The organism is Parapedobacter sp., assembly GCF_035556095.1.
Taxonomy (GTDB): domain Bacteria; phylum Bacteroidota; class Bacteroidia; order Sphingobacteriales; family Sphingobacteriaceae; genus Parapedobacter.
Window position 1 is genome coordinate 167,183 of record NZ_DATMFT010000029.1, and the last position, 18,989, is coordinate 186,171.

The window sequence follows — 18,989 nt, forward strand, 5'->3', positions numbered from 1 at the left end:
TGTGCTTTCCGCCAGCTGGCGGATTAGTCATGTCGGGTTCATTATTCTTCTTCTTTCGTGGTCAACTTACTTTTAACAACTTCATCTAAGTGTTTGAAAACGACGTATAACACGGGGATGATGAAAATCCCTAGCGTCACGCCGAAGAACATTCCTCCTGCGGCACCGAAGCTGATGGAATGGTTACCTTGGGCAGATGGGCCCACCGTCCACATGAGCGGGACCAAGCCGGCTATAAACGCCAGCGAGGTCATCAGGATGGGGCGCAGGCGCATGCGCGAACCTTCTAGGGCCGATTCGACAATACTCAGTCCCGCGCGGCGTTGCTGCACGGCAAATTCCACGATGAGTATTGCGTTTTTTGCCAGTAAGCCAATGAGCATAATCAATCCGACCTGCACGTAGATGTTGTTTTCTAATCCCACGAGGTTCACTACCGTATATACGCCGATAAGCCCTACGGGTACTGAAAGCATCACAGCCAAAGGCAAGATATAGCTTTCATACTGTGCGGCCAGGAGGAAGTAGACGAAAATGATGCTCAAGGCGAAAATGAGAAAGGTTTCGTTGCCTGATTTCCGCTCTTCCAAGCTCATGCCTGTCCATTCGTAGCTGTAATTGCCGGGTAGGTGTTCGGCAGCGGTTGCTTCCATCGCTTGCATGGCTTCTCCAGTACTGTAACCTTCGGCGGGGATGGCATTCACCGCGATGGCGTTATAGAGATTGTATCGATTTACTACTTCTGGCCCCATGGCCTTCCGCAGGGTGATGATGGTGTTGGCTGGCACCATTTCTCCTTTGTTGTTGCGCACGAAAATTGATTTAAACGACTCGGGGTCATTACGGAATGTGAAATCAGCCTGCATATACAGGCGGTATTGCCGCCCGAAACGGTTAAAGTCGCTTACGCGTACGCGACCGTAATACCCCTGGATGGTACGCATCATATCATTTACGCTCACGCCCAGTGCCTTGGCCTTTACGGGGTCTACCTCAAGGACATATTGTGGGAAATTGGCGTTGAATGTGGTATATGCCGATGCGATTTCGGGCTGTTTTTCCAGTTCTGTTATAAATGTATCAGCCACGGTGCCGAAATCCCACATAGATCCCCCCATACGATCTTGCAGTACGAATTCGAGACCTGAGAAGTCGCCAAAACCTTGGATGGTAGGCCGAGGGAAAACGCTGAACGTCGCGTCGGTAATCTGGGCGAGATCGGTACGAATCGTGTCCATGATCCCATTAATATCTCGTATTTCACCCCGCTCGCCGGCGTGCTTGAGCTGGATATAGCCCACAGCAAAAGCCGAGCTTGCACTGGCATCTATGGCATTGTATCCCGATACCGTGGTCATACCGGCTATCGCCTCTCGTTTCCCCAATATGCTATCTGCTTTTGCAAGTGCCTCGGTGGTACGGGCTAGCGATGCCCCGGGCGGCATTGATAACGAATAGGTAACGAAACTATCGTCTTCGGCGGGGATGAAACTGGTGGGTGTACGGTTCATCAGCCATACGCCGATAGCTGTTACCAACGCAAGCCCACCAAAAGCCAGCACTTTGCGGCCAACTAAGAAACGTATGGAATGGACGTATTTATGGGTCATGGTGTCAAATGCTGTGTTGAAGGCACCGAACAGTCGCGAGGTCAGCGACCGCTTGCTATTGCTTTCCGGCGTAGACGCAACCTCATGATTTTTAGGTCTTTTCAGCAGCAGCGCACACAATGCGGGAGTGAGGGTCAGTGCATTCAAAGCAGAAATCAAGATGGCTGTTGCCAACGTGTAGGCAAATTGCTGGAAAAAAACGCCCGAGGGCCCCTGCATGAAACCGACAGGAAAAAACACTGCTGCCATTACCAGTGTTATGGAAATGATAGCACCCGTGATTTCACCCATGGTGGCATGCGTTGCTTTGCGTGGGCCGAGGTTCGTAGCGTGCATTTTCTGGTGCACCGCCTCAACCACCACGATAGCATCGTCTACCACGATACCGATGGCCAGCACCAATGCAAACATCGTCAGCACGTTGATCGAAAATCCAAAAAGTTGCAGGAAAAAGAAGGTACCGATAAGTGATACAGGTATGGCAATAGCAGGTATTAGCGTGGAACGCAGGTTCTGCAGGAAAATGAATACGATGATGAACACCAAGATGACCGCTTCGAAGATGGTATGTTTTACCTGGTTGATGGATTCATCGATTTGATCGCGCACGCTGTAAGAAATCTCATAATGGATATTGTCGGGAAAGTCCGTGGCAAGCCGTTCCAATACTTCACGTATGTGGATATCGATTTCTCGGGCGTTGGAGCCGCTGGTTTGGAGGATGTTGAGTGTGAGCCCGGGATATCCGTTTACCTTGTTGTCGCTGCCGAGGTTTGTGGCCCCTAGTTCGGTGCGGGCAATATCCTTCAGATAGAGTACCGAGCCGTCTGGGTTAGTCTTAATGACAATCTGTTCAAACTCCTCGGGTAACGTAAACCGGCCCTCGTGTCGGAGGATAGTTTCAAACGCCTCATTGGAGGTCTCACCGAATTTGCCCGGGGCAACTTCGAAGTTTTGGTCACGTATCGCATCGCGTACGTCTTGCGGAACAAGGCCATAAGCGGCCATTTTTTCGGGATTGAGCCAGGTACGGATGGAGTAGTCGCGTGCCCCCACGCGGCGTACTTCACCAACACCGTCTACACGGGCCAGCTCGCGCATGAGGTTGATCTGCGCATATGCCTGCAGGAACGTTTCGTCATACAGCGTGTCGGGGTGGTCGCTGAAGATATCAATCGTCATGATGATACCGCTTTGCCGGGGTTCCACCGTGATACCCGATTCAATAACTTCTGCCGGAATGTTGGCGTTGGCCTTGGATACCCGGGTCTGCACGTTTACCGACGCCTGGTCGGGATTGGTGCCGGTTTTGAAAAATACGGTGATTTTACCTGACCCTGAGTTGGTGGCCGATGACCGTATATATGTCATATTGGGTACCCCATTGATGGCTTCTTCAATGGGGAGGAGTACGGCACCAGCCACGGTCTCGGCATTTGCACCTGGATAGGAAGCCGAAACCGTCACGCTGGGCGGGGCGATTTCGGGGAACCGGGTAATGGGTAGCTGCCACATCGATACCAATCCGAGGATGACAAGCAGCGTGGAGATTACGGTAGCCAATACAGGCCTATTGATGAATGTTTTTAGCATACAGTCGTTTTATGGTAGCACACGGCAAATCAGCGTAAAGCACGCTCATACCTGTTGCTGTAACGTAAATGGACAGTGATACGGGATTTATTGCGCCGCGATGGCAGGAGCATCCAGCGGTTTGATTTCCATGCCGTCTGAAAGTTTGTCTACGCCGGAAAGGACAATCCGGTCCCCAGCGTTAACCCCGCTGGTTACGATATAGTGGTTTCCGCTTTTTCCGGATACTTCAATGGCTTGCTGCTTCACCGTGTTGTTTGCCGTAAGAGTATAAACAAATACCTTGTCTTGCAAATCGGTGGTGGCCACCTGCGGAACGGTAAGTACACCGGGTTGACGCTCCTCCATTTTGAGGGTGCCGGTGTTGCCCGAGCGGAGTACATTATCCGGGTTGGGGAAGGTTGCACGAAGACTGATTGATCCCGTTGTACGGTTTACCTGGCCATTGATGGCATCTACCACCCCCTGTTCGGAATAAACAGCTCCATCGGCCAAAACCAATGACACGTTCGGGATGAGTTGGGTGGTGTCGGTAGGCTCTTTAGTCGAATCCTGCTTCCCGTATTTCTTGCGGAAATAAAGAAAGTCAGATTCGCTCATAGCGAAGTAGACGTATACTTCGCTGATGTCCGAAAGCTCGGTCAGCGGGTCGCTCTTGCTTACCAGATTACCCACTCGCTTGGGTATGCGACCAATAAAACCACTCACCGAGGCCTTGATCGTGGTGAATTCGAGATTGATACGGGCGCTGGCAACAGCTGCAGATGCTTGGTCGAGCGACGCCTTGGCTACATCATAATCCGACTTTGCGGTACGTAGCCGTACTTCGGAAATCACATCGTTTTCCACCAAGGGCTTCAGTCGTTCCACTTCCAACTGGGCGTTTTCCAGCTTGGCTTTTTCTACATTTTCATTGGCCAAGGCGTTGTTCAACTCCTCTTGATAGGGCTGTGCGTTAATCTTAAAAAGTTTTTGCCCCTCTGTCACGAAGGCGCCCTCGTCGACATATATTTCTTCCAGAATGCCCTCAACCTGTGGACGAATCTCCACATTGACCTTACCCTCAATGGTGCCGAGGTAATCCTTTACGGTCACCGCAGTTGTCGTATCAATGCGCTGCACGGGAAGCGCAATTGCATTGTTCTCGCTGTTGGTTGTTTTGGACGAGCCGGTGGAACAACTAAAAATAGCGAAGAGTAATAATGCCATTAAAATAATGGCTATCAGTGTTTTAGTGTTTAATCTGATGGATGTGTTCATGTTCTTTAATTTTGTTGTCCTAGTATCTACCTGTTACCTGTGTTACGGCTATTCCAAATCGGATGCAGTGCCGTAGTCATCTATTTAAAGAATTTCAGAATGTATGCCAAAAGTATGGTAATGGCCCCATGCAAACATTTCTGTATGGATTGGTGTTATTGATTTCGACATGGAATTAGTCTATCATGTACATAAAGAACGAAGTCCGATTATCGCGACTGCCATCCACGACGGACACCTTCTTGCCATGCCGTTGCTAGGCAATATGCACTTGCAGGAGCATGAGCGTTTCCGTGAAGAAGACCCCTATACTTCCTATCTGGCCGATTTACCGGTAAGCCGTGTCTTGGTCGAAACTTCGCGGTTCCAAACCGACCTGAATCGCAGACGGGAGGAAGCCATATACCGAAAGCCTGAGGATGCATGGGGGTTGACCGTTTGGGAGCCCATGTTACCCAAGCCGGCTGTAAACCAACTGTTAGTCGAATATGATCGGTTTTATAGCGAGATTGCGCAGTTGATTCAATGGACCATTGATTTGTTTGGAAAGTTTGTCGTGTTAGACATCCATAGCTATAATCATCGACGCGAAACCCCTTTGGCAACAGCCAGCATTATTGAGAATCCAGAAGTGAACATCGGGACGGCCCACAACCATGATAAATGGAGGTGGTTGGGGCAAAAGCTAACTCGGTTTCTGGCGCACCATCAAATCGATGAGCTATTTGTCGACGTCCGCGAGAACGTCAAGTTCAAGGGTGGTGGCTTCTCCGAATGGATCAATCGGCATTACGGGGAATACGGCTGTGTACTATCACTTGAGTTTAAGAAAACATTTATGGACGAATGGACAGGTAGGGTATATATCGATCACCTCCGCCAGCTTAGGTCCATGCTTGTTGGGTGCATTCCGTTCTTATTAGACAAACTTGATGACCGCGTAAAACCTGTTCTTCCATATGGTCACTGACACCAAGAAATTAATGGGGCGTATCCGTGCCAAACTGAAAAAAGGTATTCCTTTACGTATGGAATTGCCCTGCGGGGGCGAACTGCATATCGATCGGCCGGTGCCTTACCTGCTGGTATATCGGGTACCGCCGAATGGAGAAGATGCTTTTACCTCCACATTGGGCAAAACAGAATCGGCTTATTTGGTGGCACCGGATACGTCCGAGTGCCCTGCCACCCCGATTGTGCGCGAAATAGCTGAGATGATGGCTGACCAGTTCGGTGGGTTCATGCTGCTGGAGGTATGGCTTTCCGAACAGGCCGGTGCACCCACCTTCACCATCCACCTCGGCCAAAAGAGCGCGCTGGAAGTGGCCGAGAAGCTCCAATCGGAATTGCAGGCAATACACCTCCAGCAGTTGCCAGGCATCGATGTGGAGCTGGTGAAGGGAAAGAAGCTCCCGACGCCGCCTTACTATGGGCAGCTTTTTAATGCAGAAGAAGCCCGTAAACGTGAAATTATCGCCATCGGGTTAGCCATTACCCCGGTGTATATGAATGAGCAGACCGGTGCACCTTATCCGTTATTTCTCCGTGCGCTAAGGGAAAGCTTCGGTAAGGCACTGCGGAAAAGTTTCTTCGAGTTTGTGCGCATGAAGACTTCATATAGCGCAGCACACTTCGAGATGTTGGGCACTACGGAGCTGCACGATGGCGTATGGGATATTGACGAGCGCTTGGCCGAATACAGTAACCTGTTTGATTTCCTGCTATTGGTAACGCCCATCAACGCCCAGGATGCGTGGCACCGCTTCGCGAAAAGTAAATACCAGAGCAATCCGGTATTCCACTACCGACCGATGCCGATTGACCCCGAACTGATTAAACGGAAGCTCTACAACCTTCCTATTGAAGATATCTCCGATCCCACCATTGCGTACCTCTTTCGCGATAAGCGAAAAGAGGTAGACCGCATGCTCAATATGTTGAGTGACCGCGAGAAACCCGACTTTGTATACAGCAGCCAGCAGCTTTTTGGCAATATCGAAGAAGACCTACTGGAAACGGCACGAGCCATCTTGGTGGCATCCGAACAGCCCCGGCAGGAAGCGGAGGAAGGTGAAATGATCGATGCCGATGCGTTTGCAGCCTTGGCTAAGGTTGAGTTGAGCTACCTAAAGCAGCAATACGATGCAGTTTCTACCGCCGTACGTGTGCGCGACGATGTGGAGGGCGTGATGGTATCGCGCGGAACACTCAATATCAGCAGCCGTTATCGCATATCCAAGGCGCGTGCCTTTGCCCTGCTTCAACACGAAGTAGGCACTCATGTTGCCACCTATTACAATGGTAAGGCGCAGCCATTCAGGCTTTTTTATGTGGGTGTACCCGGCTATGAGCAGTTGCAGGAAGGATTAGCGGTGCTTAGTGAGTACATAACCGGCGGGCTTACCAATAACCGTATGCGCATACTGGCCGCGAGGGTTGTTGCCGTACACCACATGCTCGCGGGGAATTCGTTTGCGGATACCTTTGACATGCTCACCGACAAATATGGATTCAAGCATGAAGCCGCCTTCCACGTTACCATGCGCGTGTATCGCGGGGGTGGATTAACCAAAGATGCAGTTTACCTCAAGGGGCTGCTGAATGTTATCGAATACATCAAGCAAGGGAAGGATATCGAGCAGTTGCTGGTGGGAAAAATCAGGCAAGACTACTTGCCCATCATCGAAGAACTTATGCATCGGCAACTGCTAAAACCATCGCCACTGCGACCCAAATTCCTGGAAAAGCCATATATCGATAAAATCGATGAAATCAAAAAGGAGGGAAGTGTGTTTAGAATGATTGGATAATGCACTTTGCGCCTCGCCTTTTGCACTTCGCCGAACTTCAGATGAGTGCACAAAAAGCAGAAAGCAAATAACAAAAAACAAATAGCAAGAAAATGACCATCACATTCGTTGTCAATCAGGTGCGTAAAGAGGTGGCAGGATACACCACCACTGCGCTGGCGTATGAGGCCCATAAACGCGGGCATACGGTTTATTATGCCGGTGTAGGGGATTTAGTGTATATGGCCAATGGCAAGATCGGTGCACACTGCCGGAAAGTACCGGATAGGGAGTTCCGTTCGCTCAACACATTTCTGGAAGCAGTAGTTGCCGAAGAGAAAGCGTTGAAAAGTTCAAAGAATTGGGATGTGCTCTGGTTGCGGAACGATCCGGCAGCAGATATGGAAAATCGCCCTTGGGCACAGGATACGGGCGTGCTGTTTGGGCAGCTGGCTAGCCAACAGGGCGTTTTGGTGCTAAATAATCCGGCAGGCCTCATCAAAGCCTCCAATAAGATGTACTTGCAGTACTTTCCCGAATCGGTGCGTCCGCTCTCGGTAATTACCAGGAACATTGCTGATGTGGAAGCGTTTTACCGCGACCAAAACCACCAAATTATCCTAAAACCGCTTAAGGGATCCGGCGGGAAGAATGTTTTTCTCGTCGATAAAAAGGGCAACAAAAATCTGAAGCAGATCGTGGAGGCAATCTGTCGGGACGGCTTTGCCATTGCTCAGGAATACCTGCCAGCCGCAAAAAAGGGCGACACGCGCTTGTTTTTGATGGATGGAGAGCCTATCATAAAAAATGGTAAGGTGGCGGCAATCCAACGCGTGCAGAAAGCCGGTGAAATCAGGAGTAATATTCACCAAGGGGCAAAGGCGAAGCGAGCTTCCATGAACAAGGAAATGCAGGTCATCGTAGATACAGTGGGGCCATTGTTGCGCGAAGACGGGATGTTTTTGGTTGGCTTGGATATCGTAGGAGACAAGTTAATGGAAATCAATGTGTTCAGTCCGGGGGGGCTTATCCATGCCAGTGAATTCCATGGGGTGGATTTCATGGATGAAATCATTACAGCCGTAGAGAAAAAAGTAGCTGATATCGCGCAAAATACCTAAGTTTGGGGATGCACGTATTGGCTAATGCCACAATCGATATACTGCGTGGAGTCGGTGCTTTTATTTATCAATGGTATTGGGTTCCACTCCTATTGGTATATGTGGCTATCATCGCAACCATTTTAATCGAGAACAGGAATCCGGCAAAGACCATTGCATGGATTTTAGTCATCGTTTTTATTCCCATTGCTGGGATAGTCATTTATTACCTTTTCGGCCAGAAATTCCAGAAGGTTAAGGTTTTCCGGGTGCAGGACCGCGAAAAACATACGCGATTGATTCGGTTCTGGGAGCAGCTTAGCCCGTTGATGGACGATAACTTGGTCGTTTTAAAGCAGTCGCTGGGGCAACTAAGCCGTGTGTTTACCTTCCTTAAAAACCAACGGGTGGCACCACCGACGTTGTATAATGAAGTAAGGCTGTTGACCAATGGCGAACAAAAATTTCCGGCATTGATTGAGGCTATTGGGACGGCGAAGCACCATATTCACTTGGAATACTATATTTTCGAAACGGATACAATCGGTAACCAACTGATTGGCTTGCTCAAGGAAAAGGTATCTGCTGGCGTGGCCGTTCGGATTATCGCCGACGACTTCGGGTCGCCGGCACTAAATAAGCAACGGAAGCGCCTTGCCGGTGCCGGTATTGAATTTGTTTCGTTTTTGCCTGTCACCTTTTCCTCACTAGCCAATGGTAACTATCGTAACCATCGCAAAATTGCCATTGTCGATGGTGAAATAGCATTTGTAGGTGGTATCAATATCAGCGACAGGTATATCAATGGCACACAGCAATCCTTATATTGGCGGGATACGGCCGTTCAGATTCTGGGCCAGGCGGTAAATGTGCTGCAGACCCAGTTCTGGGTGAATTGGCACTTGGCCGGTGGCGCCTCATTCAACCTGCGTGACGGTTATTTTTATACGGCACCGATGGCCCCGCGCGGTTCGGCGGCAGTGAGTTTTGCTTTTTGCGACCCCGGCTCCGTTGCGCCTTTCAATATGGAGGCGTTATTGATCGGTATTGCCGAGGCGGAAGAATCGATCCAGCTTTGTACTCCATATTTTATCCCCAGCGATGAGTTAAGTACGGCGCTCCAACTCGCAGCCGCATCGGGAGTGAAGGTAGAACTGATGTTGCCCGCCCGGTCGGATTCTTTTTTCGTGCAGCATGCGTCCTTTTCGTTCCTGAAGCCGTTATTGGCCCGTGGAGTATTGGTTTACCTGTATGAAAAAGGGTTTTTACATGCAAAGACAGCCTGCATCGACGGCAAATTGGCCTATGTCGGCACGGTAAACCTTGACATCCGCAGCTTCTACATCAATTTTGAAGTGAGTGCCATTATCCATGACGATGTGCTATGCAAAGATCTGAGCCGGCAATTTGAGCGCGATAAGCTGGGTAGCAGGCAGATCACGGTGGGTGAGTGGTTCACGCGGCCACGATGGAAACGTGGTATTGACTCCGTATGCCGGCTACTCGCGCCACTGCTTTAAACCGTAAACCACGGGCGTTATTATATGTTAAAATTTGGTATAAGCGCCCGAAAAAAGATATCTTAGCGGCTTATTGATTCGAACATGATGGGAATGAACCGTATCGTAAAACTACTGTGCTGCGTACTTTTTTGCTATTGCCAATCCCTCCAATTGTATGCCCAGCAGGATAGTATCAACATCAATACCGTTGTTGAAAAAACACAGAAACTACTGGAAGCCTATCCGATCGAGAAGGTGCACTTGCATTTCGACAAGCCCTATTACGCGGTTGGTGATACCATGTGGTTTAAGGTTTACCTCACCAGCAACATGTACAACTACGAGTTGAGCAAAGTGGCATATGTGGACGTAATGAATGGCAAGGACTCGTTGATGCAAACGATGCGCATACCGCTTGATGACCGCGTGGGCGAAGGGCATTTGGTGCTCGACCAAGAGTGGTATACCCAAGGGAATTATCGCTTTAGGGCCTATACAAAATGGATGGTTAATTTTGACCCTGCCTATTTCTTCAATAAAATCGTTCCCATTGGCGATGTGCTCAACAACAACCTACATTATACCATCTCCTTCAACGATGTGAGCAAGGGAAAAAGTGCTCGCACCGAAGCCGTAATCCAATTCAAGGATCGGGAAGGAAATCCACTGGCCAACCGGAAGTTGACTTGGGCAGCGGTGGCTGGATGGGAACCGATAGACGACGGAAAAGGGAAGACGGATGCCGTAGGCAACGTGGTTATTAATATCAATGGAAAAGATCGGGATCTACTCCGCGCCGGTAATCTCCATGTATCGTTGGAGACGGCAGGAAGCGCTGAGCCCATGTTGGGCCGTTTCCCACTGCGCAGCGCGCTATGGGATGCCGATGTACAATTCTTTCCGGAAGGCGGTGATTTCATCGCAGGCGTAGCTAAAAAAGTGGCCTTCAAAGCTGTAGGAAGCGATGGGCGCGGCCTACCGGTTACTGGAAGCATCGTTGACCAAGGGGGAAATGAAGTGGCTGCGATTACCAATACACGCTTCGGAATGGGTTATTTCACGATGGTTCCGGAGGCAGGGAATAACTACACGGCTAAACTGACGTTCGAAAATGACGAGAGCCGCGAATATCCATTACCCCCGGTGATCGATCAGGGAATCAATGTAACCATTCTGAAATCCGATACGGCTCTGCAGCTGGCTATCGTCGCCAACGATCGATATTACAACGAAAATAAGGGTAGTGCCTACTACTTGATTGCCCAAGCCAACGGTATTCTCTGCTATGCGGCGCAGGCAACCTTACGCAATGAATCGATATTGGTAAGTTTACCGAAAGATCGTTTTCCAACCGGTATCGCCCAGCTTACCTTATTTGACGTGAAGGGTAAGCCACTCAGCGAGCGGTTGGTATTTGTAGAAAACATCCGGCCGTTGGATATAACGGTGAATAGCAATAAAAAGGAATATACGGCCAAAGAGCTGGTCAATCTGGGGCTGGCTGTAGATAACAACGGCACGCCTACCATTGGAAGTTACTCGGTGTCGGTGGTCGACGAGACAAAGGTACCTATTGAAGAAAGCCAAGAGACGACCATATTGAGCAACCTGTTACTTACATCCGACCTAAAAGGTTACGTGGAGGCTCCCAACTATTATTTTACCGATCCGGATGCGGAAAAGCGTGATGCATTGGATGCCCTGTTGCTCACACAGGGTTACCGTAGGTTTTCCTACACCGATGTGCTGGCTGATAATTATCCACAAGTACATTTTTTCCCCGAGCAGGGTATCGAGATATCCGGTGTTTTGCGACTCAACAATGGAAAACCGGTGGTCAATGGCGGGCTATTGCTGTCGATCCCTGATCGAAGTTTTAGAACGGATGTATATACCGATGAACGTGGCCACTTTATATTCAAAGACTTGCAGTTTACCGATTCGGCCCGGGTAACCATTAATGCGCGGGGCAACGATAATTATCGCAATATGGTCATCAATGTTGATCCCATGCAATTCCCGGAAATCGATACCACCGCTTACCGGGCCAACAATGTGCTGAATATCGATCAGCAATTTGCGGGTTACCTGGACAACAGTCGCAACGAGTACCGTACATCTATTCTGTTGGAAGAAGTAGAGGTGACGGCTTCGTCGAGGCCAAGCTTTTCACACAAAGAATACTCGTCGCTTTCCGGATTGGGTATGGCCGACCATCAGATCAACGCAGATCGATTGAAGGGTTGCAATAACCTCATTATGTGCCTTCAGACTGCCCTCACGGGCGTTACCTACGATGCACAGAGCCAACTCTTTTTCATTACCCGCGATTATAATGCCGGTGGCCGTATCCCCGTGCAGTTTTTTGTGAATGGGATGGCCATGGATGTACCTGCACTGAACGGGATCATGCCCTCCGACGTGGAAGGGATAGAGATTTTCCTCCGGGACGAGTTGGGTACCGTAAGCCGTATGTACCAAAATAACGGTGTGGTATCTATCTATACCAAAAAGGTGGAAAAGGCGCCGCGTATGTCACTCAGCCAGATAGAAAGCTTGTTGCCGAAGAGCAATGTCGTTGACCTGACACCGCTTGGCTACGTCAAAGAACGCAAATTTTACACACCCAAGTACGACACCCCAGAGCGACGTGCGGTAAACGACATCCGTACAACCATTTATTGGAACCCGGACGTAAAAACGGGTGAAGATGGCCAGGTACAGTTGGAATATTATAATGCCGACGGTAAGGGTAGCTACCGGGTAGTGGTGGAAGGTGTTGATGACAACGGTAATGTCGGACGTGCTGTATACCGGTATACCGTCAACTAATGTAAAAAGGACATGGTATGCGGAAGATCATCCATATCGATATGGATGCGTTTTATGCCTCGGTAGAGCAACGCGATTTTCCGACGTTTCGTGGCAAGCCGCTGGTGGTCGGCGGCCCGCCGACGAGTCGTGGTGTCGTAGCCACGGCTAGCTACGAAGCCCGTAGCTACGGTATACATTCGGCAATGCCCTGTAGCAGGGCGGTTAAGCTTTGTCCCCATGCCTTATTCGTGCCACCTCGGTTTGATGTTTATAAGGCCGTTTCTGCACAAATCCGTACAATATTCAGACGTTATACGGACCTAATCGAGCCTCTGTCGCTGGATGAAGCGTACTTGGATGTCACTATCGATAAGCAGGGGATAGGCTCCGCAATGGAAATCGCCCAACTCATCAAAGACGCCATCCGCCAAGAGCTCCAACTCACCGCATCGGCGGGCGTGTCCATCAATAAGTTCGTTGCGAAAATAGCATCCGATATGGACAAGCCGGATGGCCTTACGTTCATTGGCCCTTCGCGGGTAGAACAGTTTATGGAGCGATTGCCTGTGGAGAAGTTTTTTGGGGTAGGCAAGGTAACTGCTGCCAAGATGCGGCAGCTGCAGCTATTTACGGGTTCAGACCTTAAACGGCTCGCCGAAGCAGATTTGGTGCGGCTGTTCGGAAAGAGCGGTCGCTTCTACTACCGCATTGTGCGCGGCATAGACGACCGTGAGGTGCAACCCAACCGCGAGCTGAAATCGCTGGCGGTAGAAGATACGTTTTCCACGGATCTCGGCCGGGTGGACGTTATGGAAGATGAGCTAAGCAAAATTACCGAAAAGCTGACGGGCCGCTTGAAAAACCGTAACCTAAAGGGGCGTACGTTCACGTTGAAGGTCAGGTTTGCCGATTTCCGGCTGATTACCCGCAGCCACTCCCTGGCTTATTACACCGATGAGTTTGAAGATGTGTTTGGGTTGGCACGCCAGATGCTTCGGGTAGTCGTAACCGAAGACCCCATGCCCATACGGCTGCTGGGTGTTTCGGCAAGCAATTTCGACCGGGTGAAGCTGGCCTCTGCTCAACTCTCGTTGTTTTGATTATCCGCCATACGGATGGGCTCGTCTTCCACCTCTTTTTCGGTCATGATTACCTTGACCGCATAAGACGAAGGCCATACACCTTTGCCGTACTTCAATGCATATACTTTCGTGAATTCTGCCCCGAAATAGAGGATGGCTGCCGAATAGTAGACCCACAGCAACAGCACAATGATTGCTCCGGCAGCACCGTACGCAGAGGCTGGTGCGCTGAATTGCATATAGAGGGCGATTAAGTACCTGCCCAGCATAAATAGGGCAGCAGTAAACAACGCACCGCCGACCACATCCCTGAATCGCATCCGCGCATCGGGGAGGAAATGGAAGATGAAGGCAAAGAGCGCAGTGATTACGACAAACGTGAGCCCTACGTTAACCCATTGAACCAGAAGTACTGATATATCGGGAAAATAGCTGGTAATCTGTGAGCTGAGGGCAACTACGATACCGTTCGCAATCAACGATACGATAAGTAGGAAACCAAGCCCGAGAACCATCGAGAGAGATAACGCGCGGTCGACCAGCATTTTCAACCAGCCTTTTTTAGGCTTAGGGCGTACGCCCCAAATCCGGTTCAATGAATCCTGTATTTCAACGAAAATAGTAGTTGATCCGACAACCAACGTACCGATACCGATAGCGATGCCCAAGCCGGACTTGTCAGACACGCTGATGTTGGCGATGATTTGTTGTATTTGGGAGGCGGTTTCGGGACCGAAAATGTTGGCAAATTCGTCAAAAACCTCGGCTTGCGCATCTTGCTGTCCGGCGAGCAACTCGCCATAGAAGAAACCGACCAGCCAAATTACGATAAGTAGCAACGGCGCAATTGAAAAGATGGTGTAATAGGCGAGTGACGCACTCATTTTCATTGCTTTATCATTAGAAAATTCAGCGGCGGCATCGCCCAGTAGGGCAAAGATGTCCTTGTAGAATTGGGCACGGAAAAGTTTCATATCATCAGTGTACGTCCAGTAAAGAAACCATTTAATCACGAATTAGTTTTCTTCGTAGATGTTGTTTATGGCCTCTTCGTGGCGCTGCAGTATGGCTTTACGCTTTAAACTGAGCTTTGGGGTGAGCTCACCGGCGTCGATGGTCCATGGGTTGGGGAGCAGGGCGAATTTCTTTACCTTTTCCCACTGCCCGAATCCCTGATTCAGCCGGTCGACCTCCCGTTGGTATTTTTCAATGACAGCGGGGTTCTTCACGGCCTCACCCCTCGAACCGAAGGGGATGCCTTTGATATTGCACCATTGCTCCAACACGTCGAATGCAGGTACGATAAGTGCCGCAGGGAATCGTCGGTTTTCGCCGATAACCATGACCTGGGCAATCATCGTGGACTCCATGAATTTGTTTTCCAGTGCTTGGGGTGCCACGTATTTACCGCCCGCGGTTTTAAACATTTCCTTCTTACGGTCTGTGACCCGTAAGAAGCCCTCCGCATCAAGTTCCCCGATGTCGCCGGTATGGAGGTAACCCTCATTGTCGATGACCTCGGCCGTGGCAGCCTCGTTCTTATAATAGCTGCGGAATATACTCGGGCCCTTGCACAATATTTCACCGTCGCTGGCGATTTTCACGTCGACATGTTTGAGCACCTTTCCAACCGTGCCGAATTTGACGTCCCCTTTTTCTAACGTATTCACCGCAATGACCGGCGAGGTCTCCGTAAGTCCATAACCCTCCATAACGGGAATGCCGGCGGCCCAGAATACCCGGGCAAGACGGGGTTGCAGCGCCGCCCCCCCTGAAATGATCAACTTGATATGGCCACCTAGGGCTTCCTGCCATTTCTTAAACACCAATTTGCGGGCGATGCTCAATTGGAAATCAACCCAGCCACTGTTCTTGCCGGGCTCCTTGTTGCTGAGGCCCAGGTTGAGCGCCCAAAAAAAAATCTGCTTTTTGAGCCCCTTAAGTTCCTTGCCCTTTGACACGATTTTATCATAGACTTTTTCCAAAACGCGCGGAACCGTGGTAAATCCATGCGGCTTCACATCGTTGATATCTGCCACGATGGTATCCAAACTCTCCGCGTAATGCACTTCTACGCCCTTGGCGAAGTAAAGGTATACAACCATGCGTTCGAAAATATGGCATAGCGGCAGAAAACTGAGTGCCTTCTTGAAGTAATCGGGCAGGAGGTCGAAACAATCATAGACATTCGTCAACACGTTTTTATGGGAAAGGCATACGCCCTTCGGCCTGCCGGTAGTGCCCGACGTATAAATCAAGGTGAGGAGGTCGTCTTCGCCAACCGCCTCGCGGTACGGGGCCAAATCGACTCCCGACTGTTTGCCTTCGTCAACCAAGATTTGCCAAGAAGGCTCGTCAGCTACGGTATCGAACGTGTAAATAGGGATGTCGAGCTTGTTTTCAGATAGCACTTCCGCTATTTTTTCATGGAGTTCGGCGTCGCTGAGGAAAACCATCTTCACCTCGGCATCACTCATGATAAACGATAGGTCTTGCTGGGAAAGCGTGGGATATAATGGAACAACCGCGGCACCCAGTTGATTGATGGCAAAGTCGCAGAAGTTCCATTCGGGACGATTATGCGACATGAGTGCTATTTTGTCACCCTTGCCAATACCTTTGGCGACCAACCCTTTGCTGAGATGGTCAACGGTCGACAAAAAATCATCGGTCGTATAGTTTGTCCATTTACCATCTGCCTTCCCGGCCACCATGACGGGTTTGGCGTAATGGTTCTTATAATGCGTCAATATGTCGAAAATACGGGTGGGTGTATCCATAACCATTTATCTTGCTGGTTCATAACATCGCCGGAATACTTACATCGGCGCATTTAAAGTTAGCAAGAATTTTAGCGAATTCATAGTTTTTAAAAATATTGCTGACATCGCTGCTATCGGTTATCATATTGGCATCTGTTTTGCGCGGGTAGCGGCATGGAAACAAAACGGTTGACCTTATTCATAGCGGTTATTTTTTTAGGGATTGGTAGTCATGGCGCTTTCGCGCAGGAATCAGACAGTTACACGCGGGCGATAGGAGGACGTTTTGGCGTTGCAAATGGGATTACCTATAAGCACTTCCTTAATGAGAGCCACGCTATCGATGGAATCCTCAATTTCCAGGGCAATAGGAATTTCACCATTTTTAAGTTGCTCGGCCTCTACGAGATCCACCAACCTGTAAATTTTGTCGATGTGGAAGGATTGCGCTGGTACTATGGCTTTGGCGGTGGATTGGGCACCTACCGTTATAAAGATACGGACTCAAGTGGATTGGCTTGGAGCTTCGACGGCGTAGTGGGTGCCGATTACAAAATTCCCGAGGCCCCCATCAACCTGTCGCTGGATTGGAAGCCTACGATGGAGCTAACACCCGAGTCGGGTGTACGGTTCGATGGCATCGGGCTGTCTATCCGATTTGTGTTTTAAATCCCTATAAAGACAGCCATATTTTTCCCAATAACTCTTGTTCCGCTGAAACGTTCTTCAACGGTACGATGCGGAACGCACCATTGGTATCTTCACCAAGGGTGATTGTCAGCTCTTTGATTTTACCATCTCTTGCAATGAGCACGTTGAGCTGATCGCCAACAACTGCCAGCTGCATCAGTCGGCTCAGTTCCCGGCCATTAGCATCCAACCGTTCACCGTTGATGGCAAGGATTTCATCCCTCACATTGATCCCGCCGTTCCAGGCGCCCGTGCCGCGGGTTACGCTGGTTACCATAATACGGCCGTCGTTTGCCGAGGTGTTGAAACCGAGATCCGGTACCTGCCGCCCCTTGTTGTAGTCGACCAATTCGTATCCTACGGGATTGAGGTAACTGTTGTAGTCCAGCGGGCCCACGGCATGTGCGGCATCGAAGATGTCGGCTACGGATGTGCCTGCAACCTGCTCGATCAACGCTTGGAACTCGGGTATTTCAAAGCCACGTTGCTCGTTGATATAGAATTTTTCGTAAGCTGCCTTTAACACATCGTCAAGCCGTTTTTTGCCCTGTGTGGTAGCCAAGATTTTGAGGTCGAGCAGCATGGCCATTAACGCACCTTTATTATAATAAGATACGCTCGTATTGGCCGAGTTTTCGTCTGGTCGGTAATATTTGATCCATGCATCGAAGCTGGCAAGCGCCACCGGCTGCACGTCGTTACCTGGACGGTTCTCCACCGTATTAACATCATTGGATAACGCTTGCAGATAGCCATTTTCATTCAAAAAGCCGCATCGCCGCAGCAGCAGGTTATCATAATAGGCCGTAAAACCTTCCATAATCCATAATGCCGATGTGTAGTTTTCTGCATCGTAATCAAAAGGGCCAAGTTCGGCGGGGCGGAGCCGCTTCACATGCCACAGGTGGAAATATTCGTGTGCAACGAGCCCAAGGAAGCCGACATAGGAGCGTTCGGTTTGGTAACCGTTTCTACTTGCGCCCAACACGGTTGAATTGAGGTGTTCTAAGCCACCGCCGCCCGACTGGTAATTGTGTACAATGAAGACGTATCGCTTGTTGGGGTTGACGCCGAATATGGAGGTTGCCTCCTCCACAATGGCGGCACAGTCCGTTTTCAGGCGTTCTTTATCGTAATTGCCACCACCTACCATGGCAATTTCATGGTGTACGCCAGCCGCTTCAAAGGTAAACACATCCTGATTGCCCACTTCAATCGGTGAATCAAACAAAATATCGAAGTCCGCCGCTTGAAACGTATTCGGTTTGCCTGCAACGGCGTCAAGGCCAGTAGATATCTTCGACCAATTAGCGTGGGGGACGACCGTAACAGCTACCGGGTGGTTTAGCAACCCATCGACATACATAAAGGTAGCCGCCGGGGAAAGGAAGGCATGGCTGTCATCGATAAAATTGGTACGGACAGAGACTTCAAAACCGTATATGCGGTAACTGAACGTTATCTTTTTCGCCTTGTCCGATTGGATACGCCACGTGTTTTTATCGATTTTTTCAACGGCGAGGTGGGCACCGTCCGCGTCGCATGCTTCCACGCTTTCCACATGCCTCGAATATTCGCGTACGAGGTAAGACCCCGGAGTCCATACGGGCATCTTCACATCGATATAGTCTTTGCGAAGGTCTGAAATTTCCATTTTTATCTCAGCGTAGTGGGCCTGCGGCTCCTTGAACGATACCTCGAAATGGATGGTTGGCACAGCGAGAGCTGATGTGGTCACAGTGGTCATAAGGACGAGCAAATTAATACGGATTCTTCTCATGATGGTG

12 protein-coding genes are annotated in these 18,989 nt (G+C 49.9%); 7 read left to right on the top strand and 5 right to left on the bottom strand.

Features of this window, described 5'->3' with window-relative positions; genetic code table 11:
• Window positions 1-41 precede the first annotated feature (41 nt).
• Together VNQ80_RS18575 and VNQ80_RS18580 are read right to left on the bottom strand one after the other, a co-directional pair.
• Window positions 42-3,203 carry an efflux RND transporter permease subunit gene (locus VNQ80_RS18575; protein WP_325641487.1) on the bottom strand — a complete coding sequence of 1,054 codons (3,162 nt, stop codon included), beginning with the start codon at window positions 3,201-3,203 and terminating at the stop codon, window positions 42-44.
• Window positions 3,204-3,290: 87 nt separating this feature from the next.
• Window positions 3,291-4,463: an efflux RND transporter periplasmic adaptor subunit gene (locus VNQ80_RS18580; RefSeq protein WP_325641489.1), complete on the bottom strand. Its 1,173-nt coding sequence runs from the start codon at window positions 4,461-4,463 to the stop codon at window positions 3,291-3,293.
• A 169-nt stretch (window positions 4,464-4,632) separates the two neighbouring features.
• Between VNQ80_RS18580 and VNQ80_RS18585 the strand changes: the two genes are divergently transcribed.
• From VNQ80_RS18585 to dinB, 6 genes are all read left to right on the top strand, one after another.
• Window positions 4,633-5,433, top strand: coding sequence for an N-formylglutamate amidohydrolase (locus VNQ80_RS18585; protein ID WP_325641490.1), 801 nt, complete (start codon window positions 4,633-4,635; stop codon window positions 5,431-5,433).
• Window positions 5,423-7,273, top strand: a complete 1,851-nt coding sequence (locus VNQ80_RS18590; RefSeq protein WP_325641493.1) for a flavohemoglobin expression-modulating QEGLA motif protein — start codon at window positions 5,423-5,425, stop codon at window positions 7,271-7,273. Before VNQ80_RS18585 ends, VNQ80_RS18590 begins: the two co-directional genes overlap by 11 nt.
• A gap of 92 nt (window positions 7,274-7,365) precedes the next feature.
• Entirely contained in the window at window positions 7,366-8,373 is a 1,008-nt protein-coding gene (locus VNQ80_RS18595; RefSeq protein WP_325641495.1) for a glutathione synthase, read from the top strand.
• Between the two features lie 8 nt (window positions 8,374-8,381).
• Window positions 8,382-9,872 (top strand): cardiolipin synthase, encoded by a 1,491-nt coding sequence (cls, locus tag VNQ80_RS18600; protein WP_325641497.1) that lies wholly within the window; start codon window positions 8,382-8,384, stop codon window positions 9,870-9,872.
• An 84-nt stretch (window positions 9,873-9,956) separates the two neighbouring features.
• Window positions 9,957-12,686, top strand: a complete 2,730-nt coding sequence (locus VNQ80_RS18605; protein WP_325641499.1) for a carboxypeptidase-like regulatory domain-containing protein — start codon at window positions 9,957-9,959, stop codon at window positions 12,684-12,686.
• 17 nt (window positions 12,687-12,703) lie between these two features.
• Complete coding sequence (gene dinB, locus VNQ80_RS18610; RefSeq protein ID WP_325641501.1) at window positions 12,704-13,768, top strand: DNA polymerase IV; 1,065 nt, start codon at window positions 12,704-12,706, stop codon at window positions 13,766-13,768.
• Here the strand turns inward: dinB and VNQ80_RS18615 are convergent.
• Entirely contained in the window at window positions 13,750-14,724 is a 975-nt protein-coding gene (locus VNQ80_RS18615; protein WP_325641503.1) for a YihY/virulence factor BrkB family protein, read from the bottom strand. The genes dinB and VNQ80_RS18615 overlap by 19 nt on opposite strands.
• Window positions 14,725-14,766: 42 nt before the next feature.
• Window positions 14,767-16,530, bottom strand: coding sequence for a long-chain fatty acid--CoA ligase (locus tag VNQ80_RS18620; RefSeq protein ID WP_325641505.1), 1,764 nt, complete (start codon window positions 16,528-16,530; stop codon window positions 14,767-14,769).
• A 156-nt stretch (window positions 16,531-16,686) separates the two neighbouring features.
• Between VNQ80_RS18620 and VNQ80_RS18625 the strand changes: the two genes are divergently transcribed.
• Window positions 16,687-17,181 carry a hypothetical protein gene (locus VNQ80_RS18625; protein WP_325641507.1) on the top strand — a complete coding sequence of 165 codons (495 nt, stop codon included), beginning with the start codon at window positions 16,687-16,689 and terminating at the stop codon, window positions 17,179-17,181.
• A gap of 4 nt (window positions 17,182-17,185) precedes the next feature.
• On the opposite strand, the gene VNQ80_RS18630 is transcribed toward VNQ80_RS18625, so the two are convergent.
• A complete protein-coding gene (locus VNQ80_RS18630) occupies window positions 17,186-18,982 on the bottom strand; it encodes a M61 family metallopeptidase (protein WP_325641509.1) in 1,797 nt (598 codons plus the stop codon).
• Window positions 18,983-18,989 lie beyond the last annotated feature (7 nt).

Bases quoted from the DNA above. Each gene is read 5' to 3' on its own strand.
- VNQ80_RS18620 (WP_325641505.1), bottom strand. From the start codon at position 16,530: ATGGATACACCCACCCGTATTTTCGACATATTGACGCATTATAAGAAC.
- VNQ80_RS18585 (WP_325641490.1), top strand. From the start codon at position 4,633: ATGGAATTAGTCTATCATGTACATAAAGAACGAAGTCCGATTATCGCG.
- VNQ80_RS18605 (WP_325641499.1), top strand. From the start codon at position 9,957: ATGATGGGAATGAACCGTATCGTAAAACTACTGTGCTGCGTACTTTTT.
- VNQ80_RS18575 (WP_325641487.1), bottom strand. From the start codon at position 3,203: ATGCTAAAAACATTCATCAATAGGCCTGTATTGGCTACCGTAATCTCC.
- cls (WP_325641497.1), top strand. From the start codon at position 8,382: ATGCACGTATTGGCTAATGCCACAATCGATATACTGCGTGGAGTCGGT.
- dinB (WP_325641501.1), top strand. From the start codon at position 12,704: ATGCGGAAGATCATCCATATCGATATGGATGCGTTTTATGCCTCGGTA.
- VNQ80_RS18630 (WP_325641509.1), bottom strand. From the start codon at position 18,982: ATGAGAAGAATCCGTATTAATTTGCTCGTCCTTATGACCACTGTGACC.
- VNQ80_RS18590 (WP_325641493.1), top strand. From the start codon at position 5,423: ATGGTCACTGACACCAAGAAATTAATGGGGCGTATCCGTGCCAAACTG.
- VNQ80_RS18580 (WP_325641489.1), bottom strand. From the start codon at position 4,463: ATGAACACATCCATCAGATTAAACACTAAAACACTGATAGCCATTATT.
- VNQ80_RS18615 (WP_325641503.1), bottom strand. From the start codon at position 14,724: ATGAAACTTTTCCGTGCCCAATTCTACAAGGACATCTTTGCCCTACTG.
- VNQ80_RS18595 (WP_325641495.1), top strand. From the start codon at position 7,366: ATGACCATCACATTCGTTGTCAATCAGGTGCGTAAAGAGGTGGCAGGA.
- VNQ80_RS18625 (WP_325641507.1), top strand. From the start codon at position 16,687: ATGGAAACAAAACGGTTGACCTTATTCATAGCGGTTATTTTTTTAGGG.